Annotated in this window: 27 protein-coding genes; 4 read left to right on the top strand and 23 right to left on the bottom strand. The window is 59.3% G+C overall.

Going from position 1 to position 26,994, the window contains the following annotated elements:
• Window positions 1-2: 2 nt before the first annotated feature.
• The 9 genes from BLR71_RS01420 to efp all read right to left on the bottom strand — a co-directional run bounded on the left by BLR71_RS01420 (window position 3) and on the right by efp (window position 11,387).
• Window positions 3-1,043: a hypothetical protein gene (locus BLR71_RS01420; RefSeq protein WP_139172517.1), complete on the bottom strand. Its 1,041-nt coding sequence runs from the start codon at window positions 1,041-1,043 to the stop codon at window positions 3-5.
• Entirely contained in the window at window positions 1,043-1,495 is a 453-nt protein-coding gene (locus tag BLR71_RS01415) for a hypothetical protein (protein WP_092522348.1), read from the bottom strand. Before BLR71_RS01415 ends, BLR71_RS01420 begins: the two co-directional genes overlap by 1 nt.
• Before the next feature lie 140 nt (window positions 1,496-1,635).
• Complete coding sequence (locus BLR71_RS01410) at window positions 1,636-2,067, bottom strand: hypothetical protein (RefSeq protein WP_139172515.1); 432 nt, start codon at window positions 2,065-2,067, stop codon at window positions 1,636-1,638.
• A gap of 156 nt (window positions 2,068-2,223) precedes the next feature.
• Complete coding sequence (locus tag BLR71_RS01405) at window positions 2,224-3,273, bottom strand: polysaccharide biosynthesis protein (RefSeq protein ID WP_092522344.1); 1,050 nt, start codon at window positions 3,271-3,273, stop codon at window positions 2,224-2,226.
• Complete coding sequence (locus BLR71_RS01400; protein ID WP_092522342.1) at window positions 3,270-6,644, bottom strand: toxin VasX; 3,375 nt, start codon at window positions 6,642-6,644, stop codon at window positions 3,270-3,272. The genes BLR71_RS01405 and BLR71_RS01400 overlap by 4 nt, the downstream gene beginning before the upstream one ends.
• Window positions 6,641-8,791: a type VI secretion system Vgr family protein gene (locus BLR71_RS01395; protein ID WP_092522340.1), complete on the bottom strand. Its 2,151-nt coding sequence runs from the start codon at window positions 8,789-8,791 to the stop codon at window positions 6,641-6,643. The genes BLR71_RS01400 and BLR71_RS01395 overlap by 4 nt, the downstream gene beginning before the upstream one ends.
• A 234-nt stretch (window positions 8,792-9,025) precedes the next feature.
• Window positions 9,026-9,544: an Hcp family type VI secretion system effector gene (locus tag BLR71_RS01390; RefSeq protein ID WP_092522338.1), complete on the bottom strand. Its 519-nt coding sequence runs from the start codon at window positions 9,542-9,544 to the stop codon at window positions 9,026-9,028.
• A gap of 198 nt (window positions 9,545-9,742) precedes the next feature.
• The gene (gene epmA / locus BLR71_RS01385; RefSeq protein WP_092522336.1) at window positions 9,743-10,717 is read right to left on the bottom strand and encodes an EF-P lysine aminoacylase EpmA; all 975 of its coding nucleotides are present in this window, start codon (window positions 10,715-10,717) and stop codon (window positions 9,743-9,745) included.
• A 103-nt stretch (window positions 10,718-10,820) separates the two neighbouring features.
• A complete protein-coding gene (gene efp / locus BLR71_RS01380) occupies window positions 10,821-11,387 on the bottom strand; it encodes an elongation factor P (protein ID WP_092522334.1) in 567 nt (188 codons plus the stop codon).
• 97 nt (window positions 11,388-11,484) lie between these two features.
• Here efp and epmB point away from each other — a divergent pair, with 97 nt between their 5' ends.
• Window positions 11,485-12,528 carry an EF-P beta-lysylation protein EpmB gene (gene epmB, locus BLR71_RS01375; protein ID WP_092522332.1) on the top strand — a complete coding sequence of 348 codons (1,044 nt, stop codon included), beginning with the start codon at window positions 11,485-11,487 and terminating at the stop codon, window positions 12,526-12,528.
• Between the two features lie 157 nt (window positions 12,529-12,685).
• Here epmB and leuA read toward each other — a convergent pair whose 3' ends face one another.
• Window positions 12,686-14,392 carry a 2-isopropylmalate synthase gene (gene leuA / locus BLR71_RS01365; protein WP_092522330.1) on the bottom strand — a complete coding sequence of 569 codons (1,707 nt, stop codon included), beginning with the start codon at window positions 14,390-14,392 and terminating at the stop codon, window positions 12,686-12,688.
• A gap of 349 nt (window positions 14,393-14,741) precedes the next feature.
• Window positions 14,742-15,569, bottom strand: a complete 828-nt coding sequence (locus BLR71_RS01360; RefSeq protein ID WP_092522328.1) for an ion transporter — start codon at window positions 15,567-15,569, stop codon at window positions 14,742-14,744.
• 217 nt (window positions 15,570-15,786) lie between these two features.
• Here BLR71_RS01360 and BLR71_RS17350 point away from each other — a divergent pair, with 217 nt between their 5' ends.
• Together BLR71_RS17350 and BLR71_RS01355 are read left to right on the top strand one after the other, a co-directional pair.
• Complete coding sequence (locus BLR71_RS17350; protein WP_139172513.1) at window positions 15,787-16,011, top strand: DUF1654 domain-containing protein; 225 nt, start codon at window positions 15,787-15,789, stop codon at window positions 16,009-16,011.
• A gap of 1 nt (window position 16,012) precedes the next feature.
• Window positions 16,013-16,309 (top strand): hypothetical protein, encoded by a 297-nt coding sequence (locus BLR71_RS01355; RefSeq protein WP_092522326.1) that lies wholly within the window; start codon window positions 16,013-16,015, stop codon window positions 16,307-16,309.
• Window positions 16,310-16,722: 413 nt separating this feature from the next.
• On the opposite strand, the gene BLR71_RS01350 is transcribed toward BLR71_RS01355, so the two are convergent.
• The 6 genes from BLR71_RS01350 to BLR71_RS01330 form a co-directional block, all read right to left on the bottom strand.
• Entirely contained in the window at window positions 16,723-17,835 is a 1,113-nt protein-coding gene (locus BLR71_RS01350; protein ID WP_092522324.1) for a hypothetical protein, read from the bottom strand.
• A 30-nt stretch (window positions 17,836-17,865) separates the two neighbouring features.
• Window positions 17,866-18,852, bottom strand: coding sequence for a YncE family protein (locus BLR71_RS01345; RefSeq protein WP_092522321.1), 987 nt, complete (start codon window positions 18,850-18,852; stop codon window positions 17,866-17,868).
• A complete protein-coding gene (locus BLR71_RS01340) occupies window positions 18,852-20,852 on the bottom strand; it encodes a hypothetical protein (protein WP_092522319.1) in 2,001 nt (666 codons plus the stop codon). The genes BLR71_RS01345 and BLR71_RS01340 overlap by 1 nt, the downstream gene beginning before the upstream one ends.
• A gap of 9 nt (window positions 20,853-20,861) precedes the next feature.
• Window positions 20,862-21,308 (bottom strand): hypothetical protein, encoded by a 447-nt coding sequence (locus BLR71_RS01335; protein WP_092522317.1) that lies wholly within the window; start codon window positions 21,306-21,308, stop codon window positions 20,862-20,864.
• Window positions 21,309-21,420: 112 nt separating this feature from the next.
• Entirely contained in the window at window positions 21,421-22,374 is a 954-nt protein-coding gene (locus BLR71_RS17345) for a hypothetical protein (protein ID WP_139172511.1), read from the bottom strand.
• Window positions 22,367-22,954 carry a DUF6932 family protein gene (locus BLR71_RS01330; RefSeq protein ID WP_422730745.1) on the bottom strand — a complete coding sequence of 196 codons (588 nt, stop codon included), beginning with the start codon at window positions 22,952-22,954 and terminating at the stop codon, window positions 22,367-22,369. The genes BLR71_RS17345 and BLR71_RS01330 overlap by 8 nt, the downstream gene beginning before the upstream one ends.
• Window positions 22,955-23,112: 158 nt before the next feature.
• Here BLR71_RS01330 and BLR71_RS01325 point away from each other — a divergent pair, with 158 nt between their 5' ends.
• On the top strand, window positions 23,113-23,418 hold the full coding sequence (locus BLR71_RS01325) for a hypothetical protein (protein ID WP_092522313.1): 306 nt from the start codon (window positions 23,113-23,115) through the stop codon (window positions 23,416-23,418).
• Here BLR71_RS01325 and BLR71_RS01320 read toward each other — a convergent pair whose 3' ends face one another.
• The 6 genes from BLR71_RS01320 to BLR71_RS01295 form a co-directional block, all read right to left on the bottom strand.
• Window positions 23,419-23,682, bottom strand: a complete 264-nt coding sequence (locus BLR71_RS01320; protein ID WP_092522311.1) for a hypothetical protein — start codon at window positions 23,680-23,682, stop codon at window positions 23,419-23,421.
• Window positions 23,683-23,690: 8 nt separating this feature from the next.
• Complete coding sequence (locus BLR71_RS01315; protein WP_092522309.1) at window positions 23,691-25,415, bottom strand: hypothetical protein; 1,725 nt, start codon at window positions 25,413-25,415, stop codon at window positions 23,691-23,693.
• A gap of 3 nt (window positions 25,416-25,418) precedes the next feature.
• Complete coding sequence (locus tag BLR71_RS18055; protein ID WP_422730751.1) at window positions 25,419-25,637, bottom strand: phage tail assembly protein T; 219 nt, start codon at window positions 25,635-25,637, stop codon at window positions 25,419-25,421.
• Entirely contained in the window at window positions 25,634-26,071 is a 438-nt protein-coding gene (locus BLR71_RS01305) for a phage tail assembly chaperone family protein, TAC (RefSeq protein ID WP_092522305.1), read from the bottom strand. Before BLR71_RS01305 ends, BLR71_RS18055 begins: the two co-directional genes overlap by 4 nt.
• Window positions 26,072-26,557, bottom strand: coding sequence for a phage tail tube protein (locus BLR71_RS01300; protein ID WP_092522303.1), 486 nt, complete (start codon window positions 26,555-26,557; stop codon window positions 26,072-26,074).
• A 71-nt stretch (window positions 26,558-26,628) separates the two neighbouring features.
• A complete protein-coding gene (locus BLR71_RS01295) occupies window positions 26,629-26,994 on the bottom strand; it encodes a DUF3168 domain-containing protein (RefSeq protein ID WP_092522301.1) in 366 nt (121 codons plus the stop codon).

Here is a 26,994-nt window from a genome sequence, read left to right as displayed (position 1 = left end):
CATCACAGATAGAGCGCATTGATCTTGCCCTGCTGAGCCTCGACGTAACGCTCATAGGTGGCGTCGTCCATGTCTCGCCAGAAGCGTGGGTCGCGGCCGGTGTAGCGGTCATGCTCCCGGGTGGTGGGGTCGGCTGGTCTATCCTGCTCTAGCATGGGGAAGTCCGGCAGCGGCTGGGACACGTCCATATAGCGCTGCAGCATATCCCAGTTGGCACGCTGTTCGAGGTGGCTCTGGGTGGCACCGAACATCCCCACCAGGCGCACCTGCACCTCGTCGAGATGGTGCACCAGGCTTAGCGAGTACTGAGGCGAGCCCTGCGGGTCCGGGGTGCTAAGCAGATAGCAGTCGAACTCGTAAAAGGGCCGCACATCCTCGACCTGCCAAGCAGTGCGCTTCTTGCTGGGATCAGTGAAGACAGTCACCTCACCGGTGCGGCGATTCAGTTCCCACATGGGGCCTGGCTGCATACCAGCGGCGAAATAGGGTGAAAAGCGCTGTACCAGCGCAGCCCCACTCCAGAGAATGAAAGAAATAGCAAACGCAATAAAGGGAATTAACCAGCCATGAAAACTAAAAAAGTTGGAGAAAAAACCTCCGTACCTCGCCTGATTAGCCATATCAATAGCCAAGAATGTTGTGGTGGCTAAAAAAACCGGAAAAGCAAAAAACAACCCTCCTAGACCTAATACTCTTGCCATGCCAAAGAAAAAAGCCCGCTTGGTATGGCTGGTAAAGCGAATACACTCCTCGTCCCAACGCAACGGCTGATCGACCCGGTATTCGGGATCCTCGAACCTCGCCATGGCTGGATCTGCCTCGCGCTCACGCAGTTCTTTCGGCGTGTTGTGCTGCCAGCCATGCATCGGGCTGATATCCACGCTGGGGTTGCGATACACCAGGCTCTCGCCGCCGGCGGCGAAGGTGCGAAACTTGCGGGAGTGGTGGCACTCGCCTTCGGAGCGCCGGCGAAGGCGATCCGGGGTATAGGCGACTTCGGCATAGGCCTCCTCCGGCACCGCTATCGCTTCCTTAGGCACCATCACAGATAGACCGCGTTGATCTTGCCCTGCTGATCCTCGACGTAACGCTCATAGGTGGCGTCGTCCATGTCACGCCAGAAGCGCGGGTCGCGACCGGCTTCGCTGTCATGCTCGCGGGTGGTGGGGTCGGCCGGTCTATCCTGCTCCAGCATGGGGAAGTCCGGCAGCGGCTGGGACACGTCCATATAGCGCTGCAGCATGTCCCAGTTGGCGCGCTGCTCGAGGTGGCTCTGGGTGGCACCGAACATCCCCACCAGTCGCACCTGCACCTCGTCGAGATGGTGCACCAGGCTTAGCGAGTACTGGGGCGAGCCCTGCGGGTCCGGAGTGCTCAGCAGGTGGCAGTCGAACTCGTAAAAAGGCCGCACATCCGCGACCTGCCAGGCGGTGCGCTTCTTGCTGGGATCGGTGAAGACGGTCACCAGGCCGGTGCGACGATTCAGTTCCCACATAGGGCCAGGCTGCATGCCGGCGGCGAAGTTGGGGGCAAGGCGCTGTACTAGCGATGCTCCCCCCACAAAACAAAAAAAACCAAAAAAAACCAAAAAAAACAGGATGGGGAAAAACAAATCAAAAAATTTAAAAAAATTACTTACCCAACCCCCATACCTAGCATTGTTAGCATCGATGGAAGCGAAAATAATAGAACCAACAAAAAACAATGGCACAACCCAAAGGCTCTTGCCATGCCAAAGATAAAGGCCCGCTTGGTATGGCTGGTAAAGCGAATACACTCCTCATCCCAACGCAACGGCTGATCGACCCGATATTCAGGATCCTTGAGTTTGGCTACGGTCGGATCAGCCTCGTATTCACGCAGCTTTTGCGGGCTATTGTGCTGCCACTCGTGCATCGGGCTGATATCTACACTGGGATTGCGGTGCGCCAGGCGTTCGCCGCCAGCAGCGAAGGTGCGAAACTTGCGGGAGTGCTGGCACTCGCCTTCGAGGCGCCGCCGAAGGCGATCCGGGGTATAGGCGTCTTCGGCATAGTACTGGGGCGTCTCAGCCATCTTCAGCTTCATCCTTATCGTTCGTCTCGTCGGCCCAGTAGGTCTGGTCGACCTCGGTAAAATCAGGCACGTTACGTGCTCCGGCCGGGATATCGCTTGGGTCGGTCAAAGGCGCAGGAAAGTCCTTCGCGCAATAGGCGCCAGAAGCAGGTGTAGAAGCTGAAGCCGTTATACCGCCCCCTCGGCAAATTGCTCGCGATACTGTGACATCTCGATTTTCCCAAGCATCGGCGTCAACCGGCACTGCTGCTTTTGCCAGGGGTAGTCCATCTGAGCCTTGAGCAGGTCGGCACCCTCTCCTTCTTTCCAGGCCTCGATATCCAGATCACGCCAGTAACGCGGGTTACGCCCCGTCTTGCGGTCATGCTCTGCGGTCACGGGGTCGCGATCCCGGAAGGGCTCCAGGCGCGGCACATCAGGCAGGGGCTGTGAGACATCCATGTAGCGTTGCAGCATATCCCACTGGGCGTGCACTTCCTGCTTGTGCATCACCGTCTGGCTGAACGACGTATGGTGGAACTCTTTCCCTGTGTAGCGATGTACCAGCATTAGCTTGTAGAACACCCCGCCACGCTGAATAACGCGCTCGACATAACCATCGAACTCTATAAAGGGGGCCACAAGAGGAGCTTTCTTTTTTCCTTGGGCCATGCTGACAAACCCAGTTTGGCGGCTAAATTCACTGCAGCGATCCTCAGTGTAGTGATCTAAGCGTTGCTCAACAAAAGACCTTAATGGCTTAATAAGCCAAGCCATTTTACTCATTATCCACTGAGTTGAAGTCGGTCCATAGAGAAAAACTAAAAACAAACCAAGCACAAAAATCGCCATCATTGAAAATGTTGCAACATATTCATTTTCAAAAAAAAACGCAGCCTCTAGACCAATCATTAGCACAGAAACAAGCAAAATAAAGAACCATATAAAAGGAACAGTCATAAGGAGAATGGATAATCCTGTCTGGCTCTTAAGAAACCGAATTCGCTGATGGTCCCACCACCAATCTTGGGATTTATAAAAATTCGGTTCCTCATTTTCCTGATGCTGCACCAATTCCGCATCGTCGCAGATCTGCTGGTAGGGATTTATGCTCGCGTAATCACCAAATGGAAGCAGATCCTCTCCTACCCGTTCTCGGGCCTTTTGAGGTGCGGGCAACGGCGGTACAGCATCGGCACGATAGGGCGCCGTCTCATAGGACGATGCTTGTAGACTCATAGCCTTACCTCTACCTCAGTGATCGACCAATAAGGAGTCGTATCTTGGCCCATAAACATTGATGCCATCATGTCTATTATCGGGTTTTGGTAGCCGGTTTCGACTTCAGGCGGCTGGCCATGATCTCCTGCTTGAAAAGTTTCATATTTCTCCAGAGAGGGTGTCGGCAATACCATTGAGCCCAGTTCAGTATCGATATGAGCCTGCACGGCTACTCTAAGTGCGCCATTGCTCATCTTACTGCCAAAGATACCGGAACTATGCGAGGGCATCACCTCGCGACGCGCAAGAAAGCGTACGGCACTTTTTTCGGGTAACACCTGCCGTTTCTCGACACGGCGCAACTCCCGCACCTTGTCGACGAACAGCGAGCTGGTGGAGCTACCGCCAGCACTGGTAGTACTCAGGCTGTACTCCAACTCTTGAACCTGCAGACGCATAGACTCGCCAATACGAAAACGACTGATCAGCGGCGTGGTCACCGTCACCACATAATCCTGAGGCGAGATATCATCTGCCGGTCTGGCACCATCATGGCGCAGGGCGTCAACCTCGTCTCTAGGCATATTGGCAACACTCTGTGCCTGTATCCGAATCGGACAGAACCGAGTCAGTAGCTGTGGATAATAAGTCTGATCATCAACGCCCACGACGTCTTGATCAGGGTAGGTGCCAAGCGGCCCCTGCTTGAGTAGTCGCTCCAAGGGATCATCTTGAGCAAAGCTGGCATAACTACCACCGCCTAGGGCCATCCCAAGCCCAAGCAACACCCAACCCCAGCCTGGCACCATTAACAAGCCAGCCATCAATGGAGCGGCCAGGAAGAGAGCCCCACCCGCCATGGCGATGCCATGTCCTAAGGCAGCGTCAATATCTCCCCGGACGAGGCTGTTGCGAAGCTCCCAACCGCTGAGGCCAACTGTGATCAAACCGGCACCAAAATTGACCAAGCCAATAGTTTTGGCAATAGTACCGGCACCGACCCTAGCCAGCCTGGCGCCGATCAATGGCCAACGCTTCAAATCGAACCAAGTTCGCTGGACAAAGTGTCCTGCCGCCGAGCTCGCTTCTGGATAGAGAACTGTATGTAATTTCATTGTCGCGGCACTGAGATCAACTAATGCGCCAAAGCTCTTGGTGCCTTGTAATGCGGTAAACTTATCGTCGCGCAATGCTTTTATCGTGAGAGTTGATTCAACGATAAGATTATAAATTGCTAGCCCCACCAGCACTCCAGACATCGCCGGGCCATCGACCACAGTCCTGGCGCCCTCAGCCAAGTGTAAGCGTAAGGCACTGAATTTTAGCGCCTCTGGGTGCTCTACCGGCAGCACAAATACCAGGGTATGACCCGCCGCTCTGCGAATGGCTTCCTCAAGTTCATCAGCCATACGTGAAGGGCTGGTGGAAGCCAGCAGCCTGCCTCCTGCTCCACGCTGATCGGCATACAGATAGTGCTGGTTGCGGGTCATTGCACTGCTCTGACGATCAGAGGGCGTAAGCCCCCAACGCAAATTCTTGCCGTGCACCCCCACGATGACATACCGCGAATGATCCACGGCACCGCGAGGCATAACCCGAAGCTCACCGTTCAGGTTACGATTGATCAGGTTGGCATGTAACCCGACGGCCGTGAAAACACGCTGAAACTTGATGACCTCTACATCTTCCGCAAGTTGACTGGCGGCCTTCAGCACTGCCTGGCTCCACTTGTCCAGCACATTGTTTAGCAGCCCACTGACCCTGCCTGCATAAACCACGGAAACATGTGCCAAAGGAGAAGCAGATGAGCCTTCATCCTCGGTTGACTGCGCGATGATGCCGAGTGACTGTAGGCCAAGCCCCTCGATCTGCTGGTCATCTATCTCGCTATCATCATTGGCCAACGTCTCAAGGAAATCTTGACGGAAACGACCACTGCCATCGTTGGCGTTAGCCGCATCAGAACCGCCCCGGGATGCCTCAGCCTCACTCCACAGGGCAAGCATCTCTTCATCGGTCAGCAATCTATTGAGGAGGTCAGGTATCCTTCCTGCGATATCTCGATCTCCTTGATCACGCAGGATACCGGGAAGTTGCTGCAGGACGCCGAGCAGGTCTCCACAGAGGGCATAGCTTTCACAAACCCCAAGCCCCTCGTGACTGGTGAAGTCGCGCAGTATGGATGTTAGCTGACGCCCCTGAACCAGCATTTCGATAGCATCGATTCGTTGCTTGATGCTGGCTAGTGCCTGTTCGCGCTCTGCCTGATCAAGCACCTTATCCAGTTCGGCTTGATCTATGGCCTCTCGATACTTCTCAAGCTCACTCGCTTGGCCATTCGGACGCTCCTCGAAGAGCGCCTGCCGAACCAGCTTGGCCGAGTGACCTAGCGGTTTGTCCTGTAGGGTGCTGTCCAGACCGTCCAGATAGTGCATGGCCAGGTGGAGTTGGACCAAGGCATGGCGCAGCTCGAACAAAGGGTCAGGCAAGGCCAACGCCACTATGCCGTGCGTGGAGCGCAGGCTCTCAAGCAGATCTTCACCGCCTTCGGCCTCGAGAGTCAGGGTCTCAGAACGCTGGGTTTCACCGGCTTGCGCCCAAAGCATCTTCAGACGCTGGCAGAGATCATCGTCATTCGGAGCGGTATAGTCCGGTGTGAAATTCGCAGGGTCGGCAAGCATTAACTCGATGCCCAGGTCACGCTGCCGTACCTCTGGGGCCGACTCGACACGTTGCGCGGAAGAACCGTTGGCAAAGGTAAGAGATGGCGCAAGAGCGGCAGCGTAAGCCTGACCCACAGAATCAGTGCGTTTCGTCAAATCGCCTTCATGCTGCTCAAGCCATTCAATTCGCGGCCAACTCCAGGCGATCTCACTATAGGCAAAGCGCACCTCCTGAAGCGTCGACTGGCCCTGCAGCAGCACCGGTAGCAGTATGTCGGAGAGCCATTGCCCCTCACTGTCGCGGTCGTTGGGCACCGCCCCGTTCTCAGCCTCACGGCGATACCTTGAGACATCGACATCGCTCAGTTGCCCCATGTCATCGACTTCCAGCTCTCTCCACAGCTTGCCACGAAAGAAGACATAGAGAAATCCAGGCCGCAGCATGGCCACTGACTTACCGGTATAGGTCGTGACGCCCTGTTGCTTAGATGGCACTTCCCCGTTCAGCTCGGCCAGGGGACGCACACGTATCAGTGTATTGTCCTGGTAGCTGCCTTTTTCTTGGGTGGTTCTGGCCCCTTCCAGCAAGGGAATAAGAATCTCACCTCCCTGGCGCTTGGGGATCATCAGTACCAGGGAGCCGTTCTCATCATCACTGTATTCGGTGCGACGGCGAGTGCCGAGGTCGATCTCTTCGTCCTCGAGCGATTTCAGCTCTTCGCTCATGTCGGCTCTCCTTCGCTATGCGAGCGGCCCTTGTGCAGCCGTACTTGTCCGGCCGGTTCGCCACCACCAATCACGTCGACAATCAATTCTTTCGGCCCCAACTCCTCGAAGGGAACCAACTCACTTTCCTCAGTTGGCGACTGGCGATACGCCGTTATGCGATTGTGTCCGACCTCAGTGGCTTCCTCCGGCAACAGCGGCGCCTGGGCGCCCTGGCCGGTGCCGCTACCCGGGCTGCCACCGGCGTTGACCTTAATGCTGGGGCCGACGATGGTGATGCCGCTGCCATCGATCTTGAGGAAGCTGCCACCGGCCTTAAGAGTTAGTTCGCTGCCGGCTTCCATGACCACCTTCTGGCCTGCCTTGATGTGCAGCTCGCGGCCGCTCTCGGTGAGCCAGGCTTGGCCGGCGCTGAGGTGCAGGCTGCCGTCGATGGTCAGGTGCTGGGCGCCGTCGCTCTTCTCGCGGCGCTCGCCGTGCACACTGTGGTGATCGTCGCGGTCGATCTCGGCGATGCGGTCGCGCTTGACCTTGAGATCGCTGTCGCGGCGGACCTCTTCGGTGCGGTCGTTCTCGGTCAGCAGTTCCAGGTCCTTCTGGGCATGCCACCAGATCTGTTCCTGGTCGTGCTGGTCCTCGAAACGCAGTTCGTTGAAGCCCTCGCCCTGGTGGGTCTGGGTGCGCAGCACGGTGCGTGTCTTGTGCTCCGGCAGCGAATACGGTGGAGTGTTGACGGCGTGGTAGGTGCGGCCAGTAATCAGCGGCTGGTCGGGGTCGCCTTCCAGGAAGGAGACGATCACCTCGTGGCCGATACGCGGAATCGCCATCATGCCGTAGCCGCCGCCGGCCCAGTCCTGGCTGACCCGTAGCCAGGCGCTGGCCGTCTCGTTGGGCTCGGCGTAGCGATCCCAGGGGAACTGGCAGCGCACCCGGCCGTGTTCGTCGCAGTGGATCTCTTCGCCTTCGGGGCCGACCACGAAAGCCACTTGGGGGCCGTCGACTCGCGGCTTGGGCTGGGGCGCGGGGCGCCAGGCGGCGTCGTCAGGGGTCAGGCTCAGGGTATTGTGGTAGCGCGTCATGGCTTGCGCGCCTGACTGCCGGCCTTGAGCCTGAGCGGCATCTTCGCCCAGCGCCTGGGGCTGCTCGCCCTCGTGGACCACCTTGATGACCTGCCAGCCGCGATTGAACTCGCCGACGTCATGATCGGCCAGGGTGAAGCGCGCGCCCGGGGAAAGCTCGGGCAGGTCGCTCTCGCCATCCAGGGTCAAGGCGTCGTGGCGCAGGTGCTCGAGGCGGTGGCGGGTGAAAGCCTGGCCGGAGGCGTCGGCCTTGTAGCGGCCGGGATAATCGTAGTGCTCGTAGTCCGACCGCTGGCTGTGCTGCTCCAACCCCTGGCCCTGGTGGTCGTGGAGCTGGGCGTAAGCCGGCTGCTTGAACGAATAGTCCTTGAGCTGGGCGCGGGCCGGGCGCACCCGGGCGGTCTGGGTCAGCCGCCGCAGGTGGCGCTTGGGCGCGCTGCCGCCAGCGCGATGGTGATAGCTGCGCTCGCCAAGCCCGGTGAGCACCTGGGGGTCGTCGGCGAACACCAGCCGATGGGCGCCAAGGTCAGAATCTTCAAATTCATGGAAGTAGAACAACCCTTCCTCGGCAGCCAGGCGCTCGATGAGTTCCAGATCGGTCTCGCGATACTGCACGCAGAATTCGCGCTCTTCGGGCTCGCGAGTCACGGCGAAGGCCACGTCGGTCAGGCCGTGCTCTTCGCATAGGGTGTTGATGATGGTCAGCGGCGAGACGTGTTGGAAGATGCGCGAGTTCTGACGCAGCGAGAGGCGCCACAGCGAGGGACGAATGATCGCTTCGTAGTGGCTTCGGCGATGGCCACGGTCGCCACGGCCAAACTCACTGATGATGCCGTGGACGCGGCGCTGGGCCTCGCCATCCTGCCACACGGTGAGGCTCGCCGGGCGATCCAGCAGTGATTCGGGGGAAAGATCGGCGGCACGACTGGCAAAGCGCACCCGCAAATGGAAAGGCGCCGAGAGCGCTTCTTCAAAAGCGAAGTCGATTACCGCAAGCTCGGCCTGGCCCGGCTCGCGGGGAAGACCGGCAAGGCTCAGAGTAAACTGGAGTCCCTTGGGCTGACGCATGGCATCCCTCCTGGAGGCCGTGTCCGTTACGCAGACCGCCAGCGCAAATGGCTGGCGGCAGCAATAGGTTACGCGTGCGGTTCGCCATGACAAGGCGTCGACGGCATATGTAAGTGATCGCTGACAACATCTATAGGCAAACGCTTACCTATGCCGCCGCCAGGGCCAAGGCCCTGGCGACGAAGACGGTGCCCGCCGGCGCGAGCATTGGAGAGGCACCGTCAGAGCAAGGCCTTAGGCCTCGACCGGGGCGCGCCAGTCGTCAGAACCGGAGGTGCCGGCGACGGTGTGTTCCCAATCGATCTTGCGGTACGCAAGCGACACATCCATCAGCTGAGTGAACTCAGACTTGTTGGTGTCCTGGGCGTGGGGCATGCGCAGGTTGATGTCGACGATGGTGGCGTCGGTCAGGCTGGTGGTGAAGAAGTGCTCCTGCTTGCCCTCAACAGAGGTGCGGTACCACTTCAGCTCGACGTTGGGCAGCATTTCGCCGGAGGCCAGGGCGTTGTACATCAGCGGCACGGCCTTGTTGAGGGCCACGGTGAAGATGAACGGCTTGTGAGCGCGCTGACCGGAAGGCTGACCGGACTGCGGGTCGGTCGGCACAGTGACGATGTGCTTGAATTCTTGCACCAGCATCTGGTCTTCGTGACCTTCGACATAGATGTTGCCGACGGACTCAGGGGTGAAGGCACCGGCGGTGATGTTGCCCTGAGTCTGGCCTTCGATGCTGATATAACATGGTGTAGGCATGTGTCTGCTCCTTGACGTTGAGTGGCGATGTCCGGTGGACAGCCAGATTAGAGCAACCCCAATGCCATACTAAAGACAACCCTTAGGAATCAATCATTTATTAAAATTCAGCCAATTAACCCATGACAAGAGCGGGCAAGATCTTGCCTGGAATCGAGCAAGAAGTTGCCCAGCGGGCAAGATCTTGCCCGCTCGCCGTCAAGCGCGAGGCGCGGCAAATGCCATTACGTCGGCAACGCTACCCTTGCCAAGCGCCAGCTGAATTAGCCGATCAAGGCCCAGAGCCACTCCGCTGCCCGAGGGCATGCCTGCGCGAAGTGCCGCCAGAAGGCGCTCATCGACATTCACCTCTGGCTTGCCAAGCGCCCGGCGGGTGCTATTGTCCTCGTGAAAACGCGCCTGCTGTTCGCTGGCGTCGGTCAACTCGTCATAACCATTGGCGAGTTCCAGCCCGTTACGATAGACCTCGAAGCGCGAGGCCACCCAAGCACCGTCTTCCGGGTCCTGGTGGCGCCTGGCAAGCGCGGCCTGGCTGGCCGGGTAGTCAATCACCACGTCAAGCCCTTCGCGGCCCAGGGTCGGCTCGATGACCAGGCTCATTAGCAGGTCCAGACAGTCATCTCTCTGCGCATCCTCCATGTCGAGCCCACCTTTATCACTGGCCATCCTGCGCAGCCCATCGAGCGCTTCTGTGAAGGGGTCGATGGAAAGCCGCTCGCGAAACAGATCGCGATAGCGGTGACGGCGCTGCGGACCGGGATCACCCGGCAGCACCTCGCGAATCAAGGCATCGGTCTCATCGATCAAGGCGCCAAGCGAGAAGCCCGGGCGATACCACTCGAGCATGGTGAACTCGAGGTTATGGCGGCTGCCCACCTCGCCATCGCGAAAGCTGCGGGCGAGCTGGAAGATTGGCCCACTGCCGGCCGCCAGCAGCCGCTTCATATGGAATTCCGGAGAAGTCTGCAGCCATAGTCGTTCTTGGCCTGAGGGCGTCGTCGCCTCACAGGACAAAGAGTCAAGGTGTACGTCGGTGCTGCCGCCATGGCCAAGCATCGGGGTCTCGACTTCGAGCACCTGGCGGGCGGCGAAGAAGGCCCGCACCTGCCCTGTCAGACGGGCTCGCTCGCGTAGGGTCGCGATCTCGGCGGTAGGCTGCCAATCAATGCTCATCGATAGTTCTCCAGACAACAAAAGGCCACACCCGAGAGTGTGGCCTTTAATGGACGCGGCTCACTAACCTGGCGCCCGCTACGAGCGCAGGCAGAGCTCGACATCAAGCGCGGGAGACGTACTCGCCGGAGCGGGTATCGATCTTCAGCACCTCGCCTTCGTTGATGAACAGCGGCACGCGCACCACGGCGCCGGAAGACAGTGTCGCCGGCTTGGAGCCGCCCTGGGCGGTATCACCCTTGAGGCCGGGATCGGTCTCGGTGACTTCGAGCTCGATAAAGTTCGGCGGCGTTACGCTGATGGCGTTGTCGTTCCACAGCGTAACGGTGTAGGGCACCTGCTCCTTGAGCCACTTCTCGGTGTCTGCCAGGGCACGCTTCTCGACCGCATACTGCTCGAAGGAGCCGTCGGTCTTCATGAAGTACCACATGTCGCCGTCGGAGTAGAGGTACTCCATTTCCAGCTCGAGTACGTCGGCACCCTCTAGGGAATCACCAGACTTGAAGGTGCGCTCCCAGACGCGACCGGTCATCAGGTTACGCAGTTTGACCCGGTTGAAGGCCTGGCCCTTGCCCGGCTTGACGAAGTCGTTCTCAACGATCGCGCAGGGGTCGCCATCGAGCATCACCTTCAGACCGCCCTTGAATTCGTTGGTAGAATAGTTCGCCATGATTCCTCACCGATAGTTGGTCACGCTGGCCACGAGGCGGGCGTGAATCGAAAATGTGACGCGGGCTCAGACCCTCGCCCTATGATAGTGTGCGCGCATGATAACCCGAAGCCCTGCCAATGTGCAGATTGCAAGCGATCTCTCCCCGCCCTCATCTTCATCCAGCGCGCCTGCATGGCAGCGCCAGCTGGCCGAGGTGGTCCGCGATCCCGTCGAGCTATGCCGCCGGCTAGGGCTTGGCGAGAGCGCCCTGCCCGGCGCCCGAGACGGTCACGCCCTGTTCGAGGTGCGCGTCCCCGAGGCCTATCTTTCTCGCATCCGTCCCGGCGACCCCGACGACCCGCTGCTGCGTCAGGTCCTACCGCTGGTCGCCGAGACCGATGCCGTGGACGGCTTCGTCGCTGACCCCCTCGAGGAAGCGGACCACACCCCGCGCCGGGGGCTGATACACAAATATGCAGGCCGCGTGCTGCTGATCGCCAGCCCCGCCTGCGCCATCAACTGCCGCTACTGCTTTCGCCGCCACTTCCCCTACCAGGAAAACTCGCCCTCCCGGGCGCAGTGGCAGGCGACGCTAGACTACCTGCGCGACGATACCTCGATTCAGGAAGTCATTCTCTCTGGCGGCGACCCGCTGGCCGCCAGCGACCGCCAACTCGCCTGGCTGGTGGCACGCCTCGAGGAGATCCCGCATCTCAAGCGGCTGCGTATTCACACCCGGCTGCCGGTAGTGATCCCCGCCCGCATCGATGACGCACTACTCGAATGGCTGGGTAGCAGCCGGCTGCAGAAGGTGGTGGTGCTACACGCCAACCATGCCCAGGAGATCGACGGGGAAGTGGCGGCAGCCTGTGCGCGACTCAAGGCGGCCGGCGTCACTCTGCTCAACCAGAGCGTACTGCTGCGCGGCGTCAACGACCGCGTATCGGCCCTGGCCGATCTCTCGGAGCGACTCTTCGAGGCCGGCGTGCTGCCTTACTACCTGCATGTGCTCGACCCGGTGAGCGGGGCCGCCCACTTTGACGTGCCCGATGAGGAAGCGCGCTCGCTGGTGGACGCCTTGCGGGATCGCCTACCCGGCTTCTTGATGCCGCGACTGGTGCGCGAAGTACCCGGCGCGGCTAGCAAGACGCCCTTGTAAGCTCGAAGCTCGAAGCTCGAAGCTCGAAGCTCGAAGCTCGAAGCTCGAAGCTCGAAGCTCGAAGCTCGAATCACAGCCTGAGGTCAGAATCAATGAAGACACCCCCACCGAGGCCTTCGATGGGGGTGTCTCTTCTTCAAGCTTCAGGCTTCAGGCTTCAAGCCAAGCTCTCAGCGGTGACGTTAGCCGCTACCGGCTCATCGTCCAGGTGACGGTTGAGCGCGCCCATCACGCCTTTCATGGAGGCGGAGGTGATGCTCTCGTCGATGCCGACACCGAAGATCGACTCCTCGCCAGCCCGCACTTCGACGTAGGCGATGGCCTCGGCGTCGGCGCCCTGGCCGCGGGAGTGCTCGTGATAGTCGATGATCTCGACATCCACGCCGTATGCCACGAGCGCCTTGATAAAGGCGGCCAGCGGCCCGTTACCTTCGCCTTGAATGGTCTGACGCTGCCCCTTGTGCTCGATCACCGCTTCCAGATGTACCCGCGGACTATCCGGCTCGGACGACAGGCGATGATTGATCAGGGCAAAAGGCGCGGTCTTGTCCAGGTACTCGTCGCTGAAGGCCTGGTAGATCATCTGGGACGTAATCTCGCGACCGGTGCGGTCGGCCACTTCCTGCACCACCTGGCTGAACTCGATGGACAGGCGACGCGGCAGCTCGATGCCGTGTTCCTGCTCGAGCAGATAGGAGATGCCGCCCTTGCCTGACTGGCTGTTGACGCGGATCACCGCCTCGTAGCTGCGGCCGACATCCATCGGATCGATCGGCAGGTAAGGCACTTCCCAGACCGCGTCGGGGTTGTCGCGGCGCACGGCCATGCCCTTCTTGATCGCGTCCTGGTGGGACCCGGAAAAGGCGGTGAACACCAGGTCGCCGACATAGGGGTGGCGCGGGTGCACCGGCAGTTGGTTGCAGTGCTCGACCTCACGCATGATCGGCGTGATGTTGGAGAAATCGAGTGCCGGATGCACGCCCTGGGTGTAGAGGTTCATGGCCAGGGTAACGATATCGACGTTACCGGTCCGCTCGCCGTTGCCAAACAGGGTGCCCTCGACCCGGTCTGCACCGGCCATCACGGTCAGCTCGGCGGCGGCCACGCCGGTCCCCCGGTCGTTGTGCGGATGCACGCTGACGATCAGATGATCACGATGGCTGATGTGTCGGCAGAACCACTCCACCTGATCGGCGTAGTTGTTGGGCGTCGCACACTCCACGGTTGCCGGCAGGTTGACGATCATCGGCTTCTCGGCCGTGGCGCCATAGGTTTCCATGACCGCATCGACGATCTCAACGGCGAAATCCATCTCGGTGGTAGTAAACAGCTCCGGCGAGTACTGGAAAGTCCAGTCGGTCTCCGGCGCCTCTTCCATGCGCTGGCGAATCAGCGCGGTGGCGTCGCAGGCAATCTTGATGCAGTCGCTCTTGTCGACGTTGAACACCACGCGGCGGAATACCGGATCGGTGGCGTTGTAGACGTGCACGATGGCTTTCTTCGCGCCCTTGAGGGCCTCGAAGGTGCGATCGATCAGGTGCGGGCGCGCCTGGGTCAACACCTGGATGGTCACGTCGTCCGGCACCAGGTCATCCTCGATCAGCTCGCGGGCGAAATCGAAGTCGATCTGCGAGGCGGACGGGAAACCGATCTCGATCTGCTTGAAACCCACCTGAACCAGCAGATCGAAGAAACGCCTCTTGCGCTCGAGATCCATCGGATCAATCAGTGCCTGATTGCCATCGCGCAGGTCGACGCTGCACCACAGCGGCGGTGTCTCGATGCGCTTGCTGGGCCACTGGCGATCGGGCAGATCGACGGCAACAAAAGGACGATATTTACTGGACGGGTCGGCGAGCATCATGGCGTGAACTCCTGGCGCGGGGTGGGTGATGGCGTGCACAAACGACGACGCCCCGGCTGCTGTGGGCAAGCCGGGGCGTCGGTCTCATATGGGTAATGAGGTACAGATGCGATGCGCTGGCCTCGAGGGAAAGAGCCCCAAGAGGACGGGATAACGCATACGCTTGAAAACATGTGACTGGATGACATCTTGCTACCTCAACGACCTGAACTTTCTGGACTCTACATTGCGACGCGCGGCGTCGCCCGGCGGGCTCAAAGGCCTGCTAGTAGTAGTCGTAGGTCTAGTCGAAGGGCAAAAGATATCTTATTCATGCCCATAGCAAATCAGCCTGGCGAGCGCTTGTCAACTAGCGGTCTCGGTATAACCCCTCCTCCAGGCGAGTGATCTGCTCGCTCAGCGCCCTGACATCACGCCGCAAGGCATGCAGTTCACCGGCCTCGCCAGTGCCATTCTCGATCTCCATCTGCACGCTTTCCTTCTGCATCACGTCAAGCACGATACCGATCATCATATTGAGAAAGATGAATGCCGTCAGGAAGATAAAGGTCAGATAGTAAATCCAGCTCCAGGCATATAGCTCTTGGGTCGCATACATGACATCGGTCCAGTCCTCGAAGGTAGCGATACGAAACAGCGTCAGCATGGCAACCGAGATGTTATCCCACAGGAAGGGATCAACCTCATGGAAGAGGAAGCTGCCAAGCGCGGCATAGATGTAGAAAATGATGAACATCAGCAGGGCCACGTAGCCCATGCGGGGAATCGACTTGATCAGCGCCGCCAACAGAATGCGCAGCTCGGGAATCAGCGAGACCAGTCGTAACACCCTGAAGACCCGCAGCAGGCGCGCCAGCAGCACCATCTCCGAGTCATCCAGCGGAATCAGGCTCGCCACCACGATCACGGTGTCGAAGACGTTCCAGCCATTCTTGAAGAAATCCTTGATCGACCGCTCGGCGGCCAGGCGAATCAGTATCTCGACAAGAAAGAACAGTGTCACCGCCCAATCGAAATAATACAGCGCCTGCTCGAAGCGGCTCGTCTGTTCTTCGTAGGTCTTGGCACCGATCAACAAGGCCGAGACGAGAATGATGGCGATTACGCAGGCTTCGAACAGCTTGTTGGCGCGCAGCCGCTCGAAGCGGGCCTGCCAGGTGATGAAGGGTTCGCTCATGTTCCTATTTCTCTCACAACTATCTGATGCACCGCAATTTTCGCGACGAACTCAAGGTAACCGCGCATCTAAATAAAGGAAGGGCCTGATCCAACACGTACAATTAGACGTACAAACCAGCCACTGAGTCGCGCCGATAGTACCACGCCATCCAGGCCTTGCAGCCCGCATCCCTCTACCTGATACTGTATAAAATTACAGAAATCAAAGATCTGTCATGCCAAACCCATTTAGTAGCTACTATCAACTGTCGCAACGCATCCAAACTGCTATACAAGGAGCAAACCGTAGGAAATGCCGCCAGGTGCACCTGCGGCCGGAAGACGGCGACAACATCGACGCTTGGCATCGCATCATCTCCGAGATCGACGAAAACGAGAACGTGGACATCACACGCTCCGATACCGGATGGCTCGTCAGTTGGGTGCCAGTGGAGGCCTGAGGTGGCCACGCGTTTGGATATCACTCAGTGGCGAAAACGCCTCGAGCGGCGCGGCTGGTACAACGGCAATAGATTCTCGCCACCTAAGCACGAGATGGTCGAGTACCACGCCGTATGGAAAGGGCGCATCTACAGCGGGCGCGGCCGGTTAGCTGACTACGATCATACGGATTGGTGGCGCCCCGGTACCCATGTGTATCTGCTACTGCGGAGGCATAACGTGCAGGAGGTGGTATGGAGAAAGGTGGATCGGCGAGCCATTCGCCCAATGCCCCAAGATTCGACCCCGGATTACTGACGAGACTACCTGCCTACCTCACACCTCCACCGTGACATCCTCAAGCTGCGGGCTTCTCCCCACTGGACGACACAATGGGGCGATTTAATAAGTGCCAAGGCCTGACAGTGAGGCCAAAACCGCACAGCTATTGTGGTAATTCGCTTACATCGCGTTTGGCTTACCTATGCCTAAAGTGCACTTAAGGCAAGGAGGCCAGAGCTATGGAAGAGATAGATATGTATCCAGAGCCATCCGGCGGCTGGATTATGATATGTCCATGTGGGGCAAAAGAGATTCACGGAAGGCAAGCAACACGTTGGAAAACATTCGAGTTGCGCTGGCTAGACAAGCGCCACTATCGGCTAATGTGCCTAGAGTGTGGGCACGTCACCGATCGCGGCGTGCAGCAGCAAGCGATGAATGGATAGCCACTAGAAATTGCGCGGATCTTGACCAGTAGCTTTCCACTCTCCTGTCGATAGGACGCGCACGATCTCGCCCCGTCCGTTGTACTCATAGCCTACGGTGTCGGGGTCGGGCTCGCCGCCCAGGGATTTGATTGAACGCCAACCGCCACTCTGCGTGGGCTCAAGCAGTATCGAGTTCCCGTCGCCATCGCAGAGCTCTATTGAGTTGCGCGGCATCGAGTATGACCCATCATTCTCGGGGTCGTACTTGCTTCCGACAATGCTACCGCTCTTGATCGCCAGGTTCACGGCGCCATCCTCGGGCCAAGCCTCCTCAGTAGGCCAGTCGAACGCCTGCCCGCAGTTGGGGAACTCTTCCGGGGAGTAGTTAGAACACAGGACGCGCACCACCTTATAAAAAGCACCGGCTCCAGGGCACTCGACCCTCAGTTCTCCGTCCTCATCGACTATAGCGCCATACCTCTGCACCTCATATTCTGATGCACTAATCGAGCACACAAATGTTTTCCAACCGCTTTCCGAAACATAAGTCGAAGGCAGGCGCGCCAGTGCTTCGGCAGCCGTTCCGCCTTTTACATCGCCGACACTTCCGATCCAGCCATAAATCGGGTTGACAGTGTTTAGGCCTGGGTCTGAAAGGTCGTCCACATAGCCGGTCATTCCCTCCTCGTAGGCGTCACCGTAATCCATAGGCTTGTATGATGCTGGAGGCTGGCTAGCGTCACCCCAACCCTCGGGCGGCACCCAATCTCCGCCACCCATTTGCATGCTGACCGGCTGCCCGGTGGCGCAGTCGGTCAGTCCATCGAGCGAGGTCGCGGGCTTGCCATCCTCACCGCTCAGTCGCGCCGGGTCGTCGCTATCCAGGCCACCAGACTGCCCGCCTGCGCCCGAGTCGGTCTGCTCAGTTCCAGGGTTGGCGTCACCATCACCACCCCCTGATGCCTCGCTGCCGCCGCAGCATTGCCGGCTATCTGCACCTGACGACACGCCGATACCGGAGGTCGCAGGCTGATCGCCGCGGACCCCTGTGGCCGCCAAGGCACTGCTGATCTCGGGATCGGTCTTGGCGATTCGGCGGATGGCGGCCACTAACCGCTGCCTGTCTGCGCTCATGCTCTTATATCTCCATCATAAACACATCATTCAGGCTCGCGTGTATTCAGCGATCTCGGCAGGGGTATAGCCAGAAACGAACATGCGCTGGCCGCTATCAACAAATACCAGGCCATAAACATCATCCTGTACGGCTTTTACGTCGAGAGAGGCGCCCGACTCAGTCGCGGTAGACAAGTCCCAAGGGGTTGACATAACCCACTCGGTTAACACGGAGTTTTCCTTGTTTGCCGTCACCAGCCTGGTGCCGCCGTCATAGATGGCGAAAACGCGCGGATCGCCCGTAAGTGGTAGCGATGATGATTTTGTTGCCGTGCCGAAATCCAGCGGAGATGCCAGATCGTATTCAACAACCGAATTTGTGCCATTGTAATCTAAGGCATAGAGCTTGCTGCCGTCGTCGCTTAGCTCAATGTGGCGAAGCCTGCCCATGCCGGGAAGATCCTCCTTAGCATCAGAGCCGGTGATGCTCGACACATCCCAGGCGCTTGCCAAGTTATATTTCTTCACAGCCGACAACCCTGTCTCGGCGAACAGGAGGGAAAGCCCATCTGATGAAAAACACCCTCCGTATGCGAGGTAAGGCGACTCTACCGTGGCCCTCTGCGATGCCGTAGTGATGTCCCATGGCGCACTCAGTTCATACTGGCGCAACAGGTTCTTCCCGAACACATAGAGCTGCAATCCATCTGAGCTGAACGCAATGGTGCCGTTATAGGGATCAGGATGGGCAAACGTCGAGCCCGAAGGTGACATCTCGTCAATCTCCGCTGGCTCCTCCTCGGTCGTCGCACTAATCTCCTCGCTCACCGACTCCTCGCCACCGCGATAAGCGGCGGCGCGGTAGTAATAGGTAGTGCTAGCAGCCATCCCGGTATCAATATACTCCTCCACGCCTGCCGCCACCTCGCCAATCGGCATAGGCAGTGCCTCGGGTTCGAGGGGCGCTGCGTCACGATAAATGCGCGTGCCGTCGTGTCCGCTCGAGTTGTTTGTCCAGGTCAGTCGAACGCTCATCATGTCACCGTTATATTAAATGGATTGGTCGGAATAGCGATGTCGTAGCGGTGCACTCGCGTGCCGATGATTTCGTCGATCTTGCCCCGCCCGATACTCGGTGCGGTCATCACCACCGTGCCGTCGGGCTCGATGCGCGACTGACCAGCATTTGTGCCCAGCGTCGCCGTGGGCAACGGACATGAAGGCGTCTCGGGCAGCACCTGACTATCAGGGTTAAGTACCCAGCGGGCCGGCGCTGCCGGCAGGGCCCAGTTCTCGCTAACGCTGACGGCCGAATCCACGCGGCTAACGGCCAGTTTTAGCGTCGTGTAGTAGTCACCCTCGCGGGTAAGAGTATGAGATAGCTCGGCAACGTTCCCGACGGCGCTGATCGGGGCTGTGTTCACGCCGATGGTGTCGCCGATTTCGACCGGCAATAGGTCGGCTTTGTAGACGAGCTCGACGTAGTTCTGCCTATGCCCTTTCAGAATTTCCCGCTCAGCAATGCGCTGCAGGCACTGGATTGCACGATCGACATCGGTACGGCGGTCGTCAGGATCTGCGATCACCGCGCAGCCACGCTCTTCGAATACTGATGGGTCCACACGCGTCTCGACCGCATGGCGAAACGATGAACCTCGCACCTCGCCGAACTGGTCGACAGATTCAGGGGCTGAGATTGTGAGCTGATACCGCTCACGCTTCGGCTGGCTGACGTAGCGCACCAGCTCTGCACTGGCCCCCATTGCGCGCGTTTCTCGCACGACTTGACTGGCTGAATAGGCCACTGGGCTACTGCCCGCATTCGCTCGGTACCAGCCGTTGGCGGGTAGCTCGATAAACTCGAAGTCGAGCAGCTCCCAATTCTCGACGCCGTTGGCAGCCGACAGCAGAGCCTCCTTGGTGGGCAGGATCTGCGCCACCTTGGTACCGCTGACTCTACCTGTGCGACCAATCACCGCCGTCTCGGGATCAACCACCTGAGAGGCCGGCAGGCCGTAGGCGTTCTGCTCAACCTGCACCGTTATCGACTCTGAGAAATCATTACGCTGGTAATAGCGATACTCGAGCGTGCCCGTAATGGTGTTGATGATCTCCGAGCGGGTGGCGAACTCCAGGCGCACGCCCTGGTGATGCACGTCGGCATCGGTCAGGGTGTAGCGGGGCGGGCCGGCAGCCCACGACCGATAGCGCAGCCCCCCATCGCCGCCGTAGTCGAGCGTGCCGGCCACGGTCTTCATCAGCTCGGCGACGTAATCAGCGCCACTGACGTCCTCGCGCTGGGTAATCGGCGAGTAGAGCCCACCAGTCATTGCCTGGATCTGCGCCGCATCCTCGCCATTGAGGCGCTCGCTACGCAGGTCGGAGCACTCCAGGCGCAGACGCCGAGCCTGGTGGTCATAGACCGGGCGATCCACGCTGCCGGTGAACAGAGGCACCGGGGCGCCATTGATCAGGCGCACGATTTCCACGCCACGACCCTGGTAGGCGGTGACGTTGACCGGGCCGGGCGGCAGCATAAGGGCGATAGAGGCCGTGCGATTGTCGCCCTCGCTGGCGGTGATCGACATGGCGCGGGCAGTCTGGGCTGTCACGTCCGCGCCGTCGAGATAGACCAGGGTGCGCGGCTGCGCCGCCCGGGAGGCCGTCTGCACCGTCTGGCGGGCGCGGACCAGAGAGCGGGCCGAGCGGTGCGCCTCGGCGGTCTGGCTGATCGTGGCCAGCGTTTGCGCGACGTTGTTGACCCGGTAGATCGTCGCCTGGTCGAACGTGACCAGAGTGGCCGGCGGGTAATAGAGATAGACGCCCTGGTCGAGCGGAATCAGCGGGCCAGCAACATGGTGCGATTCTGTCTGCTGCTCAACTATGAAGAGCGCCTGAGGCGGGTTGGCGCCGCCGGTCCATTGCTCAAGTGTGACCAGCGGGCCGGCGTCGACCTGGCGCTCAGTGGTCTGCGCCACCGGTAGCAGCGTCTCAAGCACCTGCACCGCCAAGTTAGTGGGTGCGGATAGCGCCATGTCAGCCTCTTATACGGTTACGGTCGAGTCGACGGTCGCAACAATGTCGACTGATAGCTCGGTGCTTGTGCCAACAGTGGTAACTGCATTTTCGACGCGAATATGAATCTCTTGCTTGTTGCTGACGCCTGAGAGCAGTTGCGTGCCCAGCGACAGCGAGGCGCCGGAAGTATTGGTATCGAGGTCAGCGGCGCTGGTCGCGAGGGTGATCTCGCTGGCCTCGTGGCCTGAGCCCACGTCGGTGTCGGCAATCGCAAGGGTGATGTTGTCGGTGCCAGGGTTCGACTCGGCTTGCTTTTGAATGACGCCGTTATCCCCAGGATCGTCGTCGATGTTCGCGTAATAGAGCAGCTTGTCTTGAGGGTTATCTGAAAGGTCGGTTCGATGGACGAGTTGCAAGGTGCCGCCGAACTCGTTGGTGCAGGCGGCGTCGGTGTAGAGCTTCCATCCGGCCATGGGGGCCTCCGTTCAGGCATGAAAAAACCCCGCACGGTGGCGGGGCTGAAAGAGTAATGATGGTTGTTCTGCGTCAATCTCCCTGATGGAAATATGCATCAGGGCCGTACGGCTACTCTTGTGTTAATGGCGGCTGCGAGCCTCCACCTGCTTTTGCTCTGATGTCACTGGCAGAAGTAAGAGTATATTTTGGCTTGCCTTCACCAACACTTACCGAGTTCAACGTCACACCAACAGGGGCTTTGAGGAAGTTGTCAGATAATTGTTCTATGTCAATTTTCTTAGATCCAATCTTTCCTTTAATTATTTCCCCAGTCTCCCTGATAGAGAATTCAAACATTCGGCTATGCGGAAGAAATCCTACGAACTTACCCTCAAACTCTACCGGCCTTTCTTTAACATTTTGATCTTTTAACTTAAGTGCTGCGTTTGAAAGCTGGGAGTTATTGCTAAACTTAAAGCTTTTTCCTTTAAATGATATACCGCATGAAGCTTTCTGACTTTCTAAGAAGCCAAGAAACTCTGAGACTTTTTTTAACGCACGGGGATGTATAACATCCACAACCTCTGTGATTTCATCATCCGTGCCAGTAGCAGCTGTTTCCAGCAGGTCTTGTATAATTTCCACGACACCGCCAGCGGTTACGTCATCTTCCTCGAAAAGAGGGTTAGAGTTTCCAGCCACTTCTAACTCAAAGCCAAAGGAGCCAACAGCAGTTCCTGTTATCATAAGTTTATCAGCATCTTTTTTAGCAACAGGTCCTCTCTCACCTATATCGCCGTTGATTGATGCCATGACTGTGCTTACTGCGCTTGAAAATACCTCGACTGCCTTGCCACCAAAATCGGCAAGTATTCCGCTGGTTCCATCTACTGGTTGTCCACGGAAAGTTAGCTGCAGTTTTTCTTTGACTACTGGCTCACCAAGCTCGGCTAGGCGAGACCTTGCTTCTTCCAACCTGCTCTCGAAACTTAGTCGAGATATTGCTTTTTCTTCAGGTATTGTGCGGAGTATGTTTTCAAGCTCTGCTATTTCTGCCTGAAGAGAAAAGTGTTCATTACTCATCACTTTCCCCTCCCTTCTCTGCGAGAGCATTGCGCAGGACGCCCAATGCACTCACATCATCTGAAGGCGCGAGATCGACTTCGAGGAACCCTTTCCAAATGTTGTCAGATCTTCGGTGAGACCACATGCTATACCAATAGGTTATTTCTTGAGTAAAGCTTTCGTCAGCTTCTCCTCCTAGGATGTTGGGGAAGGCATCCATTCCGTAAACGGCTTTAACCTTTTGAGGGGCGATAATATCATGGTGTTTAGACATGAATGTCAGCTGAGTTTCGCCTTGGGGGAGGTGGAAGTGAGAAACAATGTCAATGTCTCTTGGGTTCCTAGACTCAGTGTTCTCGATATTTTGAACAAAGCTACCGTTGATCCATTGGAAACCCCTCACAACTCCAGCACGATGCAGTGCAGCTCGATAGTCCAAAAAACCTTTCAGCAACAAGAGCCTAGGACTGCTGAAGCCAAAAAGGTTAATCAATTCTTCGAGTGAGCACCTGTAAGGTGATCGTGAACGGCTACCGCCACGCTCACCAGGGTACACCGGCGGCAACACTCCCCTGCTATCCCATGCTGGTACCGTCATTCCTTTCCCTGCCTCTGCATGCACCTAAAGCATAGCCGCCTCTAGCGGGCGGCTTCCATTAGCAGCTCAGGTTATAGCCTTCTATGGTTGAGCGCAAAGAAGCCCGGCATTACCGGGCGAAATGACGTGCTACCCTCCAGGTTCAAAAGGAGGTTCTTATGCGCAATTGGATTGCAGCCCTGGCGCTGTTGCCGGCTGTGGCGTGGGGTCAGAGCGACTGCTACAGCGTTACGCTATGGGAGGCGTTTGCGGAGATGTCCGCCACAGCAGAAAAGGCAAAACAGAATGGGATGGATGAGCGACAGTTGATGAATACCTTCAGCGACTCGCCTTCCCCCATACGTGCCGCCTGGCATGAAGCCGTTCGGCAATACTACAGCGGCAGCCCGATGAACCCGTCAGGCGTCATTGCTTCTATGCAGACCGCGTGCGCCCGCGAGGATTACGCCAACATGCCTCGCTGATCACCAATTGCCCTTGGGGCAACTCGCATAGACACGGCTCGCCAGTGGGCAGCCGCATGCGCCGCAGCGGGCGATCTCCTTACCCTGCATCGTGCCGCTGCAGCTTCGGCGCTTGCATCGGGCGTCGTCGTCGCGCTGGGCGGTGACGACGCCGGGGACGTGGCACTGGCTGCATTTGCCGACGATGGTCAGGACGGCATGCGGGCATTCGGCACAGATCGCCAGGCGCCGGCCATGCTCGGCCTTGTCGCGGGTCCAGGCCATGATGCCTCCTATACCGCGGACGCCACACCACTGAGGGTGTTCGTCAGCCACTGAGTGAGTTCGTTCTCATCACCCTGCACCTCGACGCCACCGCCCTTCTCGCTGGTCAGCGTCAGTGTGCCTAGGTGCCGGCCGGCTCCGCCGCCAACCTGGCCGGCGGCCTGGCTGACTTTCTCTGCTCCCAGGTCGGTACTCCAGCCCGTCGCGCCGCGGCTGGGCTGGCCGGACGTTCCGGCGTTGGCCGGCTGGATGCTCTGCCAGGCGGCCTTGGCAGCGGCACCGGCTCCATCGGTGAATGCCTGGGCCGCCGCGTCCAGGCCGGCCTGCAGGTTCTCGGCACTCTGGAAATCGGCGATCTGCTGCTTGAGCTCGGCATCCAGCTCGCGCTGCAGGCTGGGAAGAGTATTACCCCAGGCATCGCGGATCTGGCCCTGGGCGTCGATGGTGGCACCATCCCCGGCGCGATCGAGGATGGCTTGCACCTCGTCGCTCATCGATGGGTTAAAGCCGTCTAGGGCATTGGCGGCATCGTTGGCAGACTCGGCGACACGCGTGAGGCCGTTGGATACCGTCTCCGCGGCGTCCAGCGCCTGTTGAGAGATCGCCCCGCCCAGGGTGAGGTCTCCGGATTCGCGGCGCTCCATGTCAACCGAGAGGCTGGCGGCGTTCTGCTCGATCAACCCATTGATGCGCTCGAGCTCGGCGCGCAATTCGGCCTCGCTGAAGTATTCCACCACGCCGCCAGGGCCGAAGAAGCGCATCCGCTCGCTGGGATTCTCCAGCGCGCTCATGATGCGGCGGCGCTGTTCGTCTAGTTCCAGCCCGCCGATGCCGGCGGTGATCACACCCAGCTCGGTGCCGAGGTTGCGGGCGAAGCTGATCGTGTCCCTGATGCCCTCAACCGCCCATTCCATTGCGGTGACAATGGCTCGGCCCAGTTCCTGAGCGGCGGCCAGCGTCTCGGGGTCGCTGAGAAGGTCCACCATGTCTTCGATGGCTGGCAGCGCGGCCACCACCATCTCATTCTTCATGCCGGTGGCCGCCCCGGTCAGCTCATCCATGCCCTGCTTAATGGCTGCTAGCTGCTCGAATTCCAGCTCGGAGAAGACGTTGCCGGTGCGCTCGGCTTCGTCACCGAGCCGGTGCATCTCCTCGCCATTGTTGGCCAGCAGGGGGATCAGTGCCGAGCTGTCTGACGCCAGATCCTCCATGTAGGAGATCATCTCTTTCTGAGATACACCGGCATTTTCCAGGCTGCTCACGTAGAGCTGGAGAGCCTCGGGACCGGACAGCCTGGCGAACTGGTCGGCGGTCACCCCGACCCGGGGAGCGATATTCTCGAAGAAGGCGGCCATTTCACCGCTGCCGTCGCGCTGAAACTCGCCAATGCGCTCATTGACAGTCTTCAGTATCTCGCCAAGCTTCTCCTGGTCGATGCGAAACCGCGATGCGCCGTAGGCCAGGCGCTGGAAGCTCTGGTTGCTGGCGTCGGAGATGTCTGCGAGGTTCTCAAGCTCGTGGGCCTGGTTAACGGTCTGTACCACCATGGCCGAAAAGACGCCCGCCCCAACCGTGGCCAGCCCGGCCATCGCCGTACCCACGCGCTGGATGTCGCGCTCCACGCCGCGCCGCCACTTCTGGGCACTGCGCTGGCTCTTGGTCATGCCCTGCACGAATGAGCCAGTCTTGGCCACCAGGTCTAGCGTCAACGTGCCCAGCGACTTCGTGCTCATCGGCTACCTCCAGGCTTCCATCGCCCGTTCCATCGTGATCGGCGGTTCTTCCTCATGGGGTAGGAAGTCCCATATCTGGTGCGCGCTGGTACCCTTATTGCGGTGGGTGTTGGCGTACATCAGAGTCAGTGGTGCAGTGGCTCGGTCGGCGCGCAGCCCTGGGTGCAAGCTGCCGCGCTTGCGGCGGTAAGCCGCCCAGCGCAGGAATTCGACATAGCTCAGTCGCGCTTGCGCCTCGGCGATCGTGCGCCCGCCGATGCCGTTGAGGACGAGCTCGTGCCAGATTTCCTCTTCGTCGCTGAGCGGCTCGGCGTCTTTCCCGACGGGTTCACCTCGCCGATAACACCGAGCAGGGCCAGCGTCAGGCTGCGACCCAGGGGGCCCCGCTCGGGGTCGGCCTCACCGGTAATGTCCTCGGGGGTGAAGATCGACGCGCCGTGCTCGTCGCAGATGCAGGACGCGATGCGCCCGGCGATGCCGTCCACCTGGCCATTGTAGGCACGCACGTCCTGGACGGCGGCCTGGTAACTTAGCCGGCGCACGTAGACGGTGGCGGTGTATTCCTGATCGTCGACCATCCAGGTGATCGTCTTCGCCACCGGGGCGCCGGTGAAGGCGCCCTGCTGCTGAAGGGAGTCGAGACTGAGGGTGCTCATTTAAGCGACTTCCTTTTTTTGCCAGGTCAAACCGCCAGAGCGCTGCAGGCCGACCTCGGTGGCGACCAGCGCGTCGAGCTGGAAGTCGAATGGGAAGTCCGACACATAGGCTTCGTAAGAGCACCAGGTGCGGGACGTGGGAAGGTCGAAGTCGCCGGCGCTGTCCACGCTCGGTTCGCCCGTGCCATCCGACCAGCCGATGGCCCACTTGAGTGTCGGCGAGGGGGTCATCTCACTGAGGCCGTGTAGGATGATGTGGCTGTCTTCGGACGGGTCGGCATTGATCGACATGCTGCCCTGGCCGGGGTTGCGCAGGCCCGCACGGTATTGGCGATAGAGCTCGTCCTCTAGGCTGGTTTTGTCGAGTTGCGCCGCCGGCGCAGTGCCAGGGTTTAGGGCGGTCACCTTTTTGAGTCTCACCACAACAGGAACGCTGCCGCTGTCGTCGATGAAAAACACGTGGGTGCCTTGGGCCAGTACGCTCATTGTGTTGCTCCTACTGCAGGCATAGAAAAGCCCGCGCGATGGCGGGCAAATGGGCTCGGGTCAGCGGCTGGTTAGCGCGGCACGTGCCAGCTCACGTCAAAACTGATATGGCGATTGCCGGTCTCGGGGTCGGTGTCCGTATCCCCCCAGCGCACGATGTGAGCATGGGGCTCGATGGCATCGCGCAGGGCTTCGGTCACCGCCGTGGCGTCGTTACCATTCCCGGCGTACACGTCCACCTGCAACCGCCAGCGATCCACGTCCGGGGCGCTGTCCAGGTAGTTCTCCGGCGCACCGGTGGGGATGCGCCACACGGCATAGGGCAAGGCCACCCGCTGGGGCGCCTTACCAAACGGGTGGAGCCGCGTCGGATCGCTGCCCAGCAGGGCCGTGACCGCCGCATCGGCGGCGCATATAGTGAAGATGGGTGGCAGCAT

The sequence above is a fragment of the Onishia taeanensis genome (genome assembly GCF_900100755.1).
Classification (GTDB): domain Bacteria; phylum Pseudomonadota; class Gammaproteobacteria; order Pseudomonadales; family Halomonadaceae; genus Onishia; species Onishia taeanensis.
Note: the sequence above shows the minus strand (reverse complement) of the source record. Positions and strands in the feature narration are given on the sequence as shown.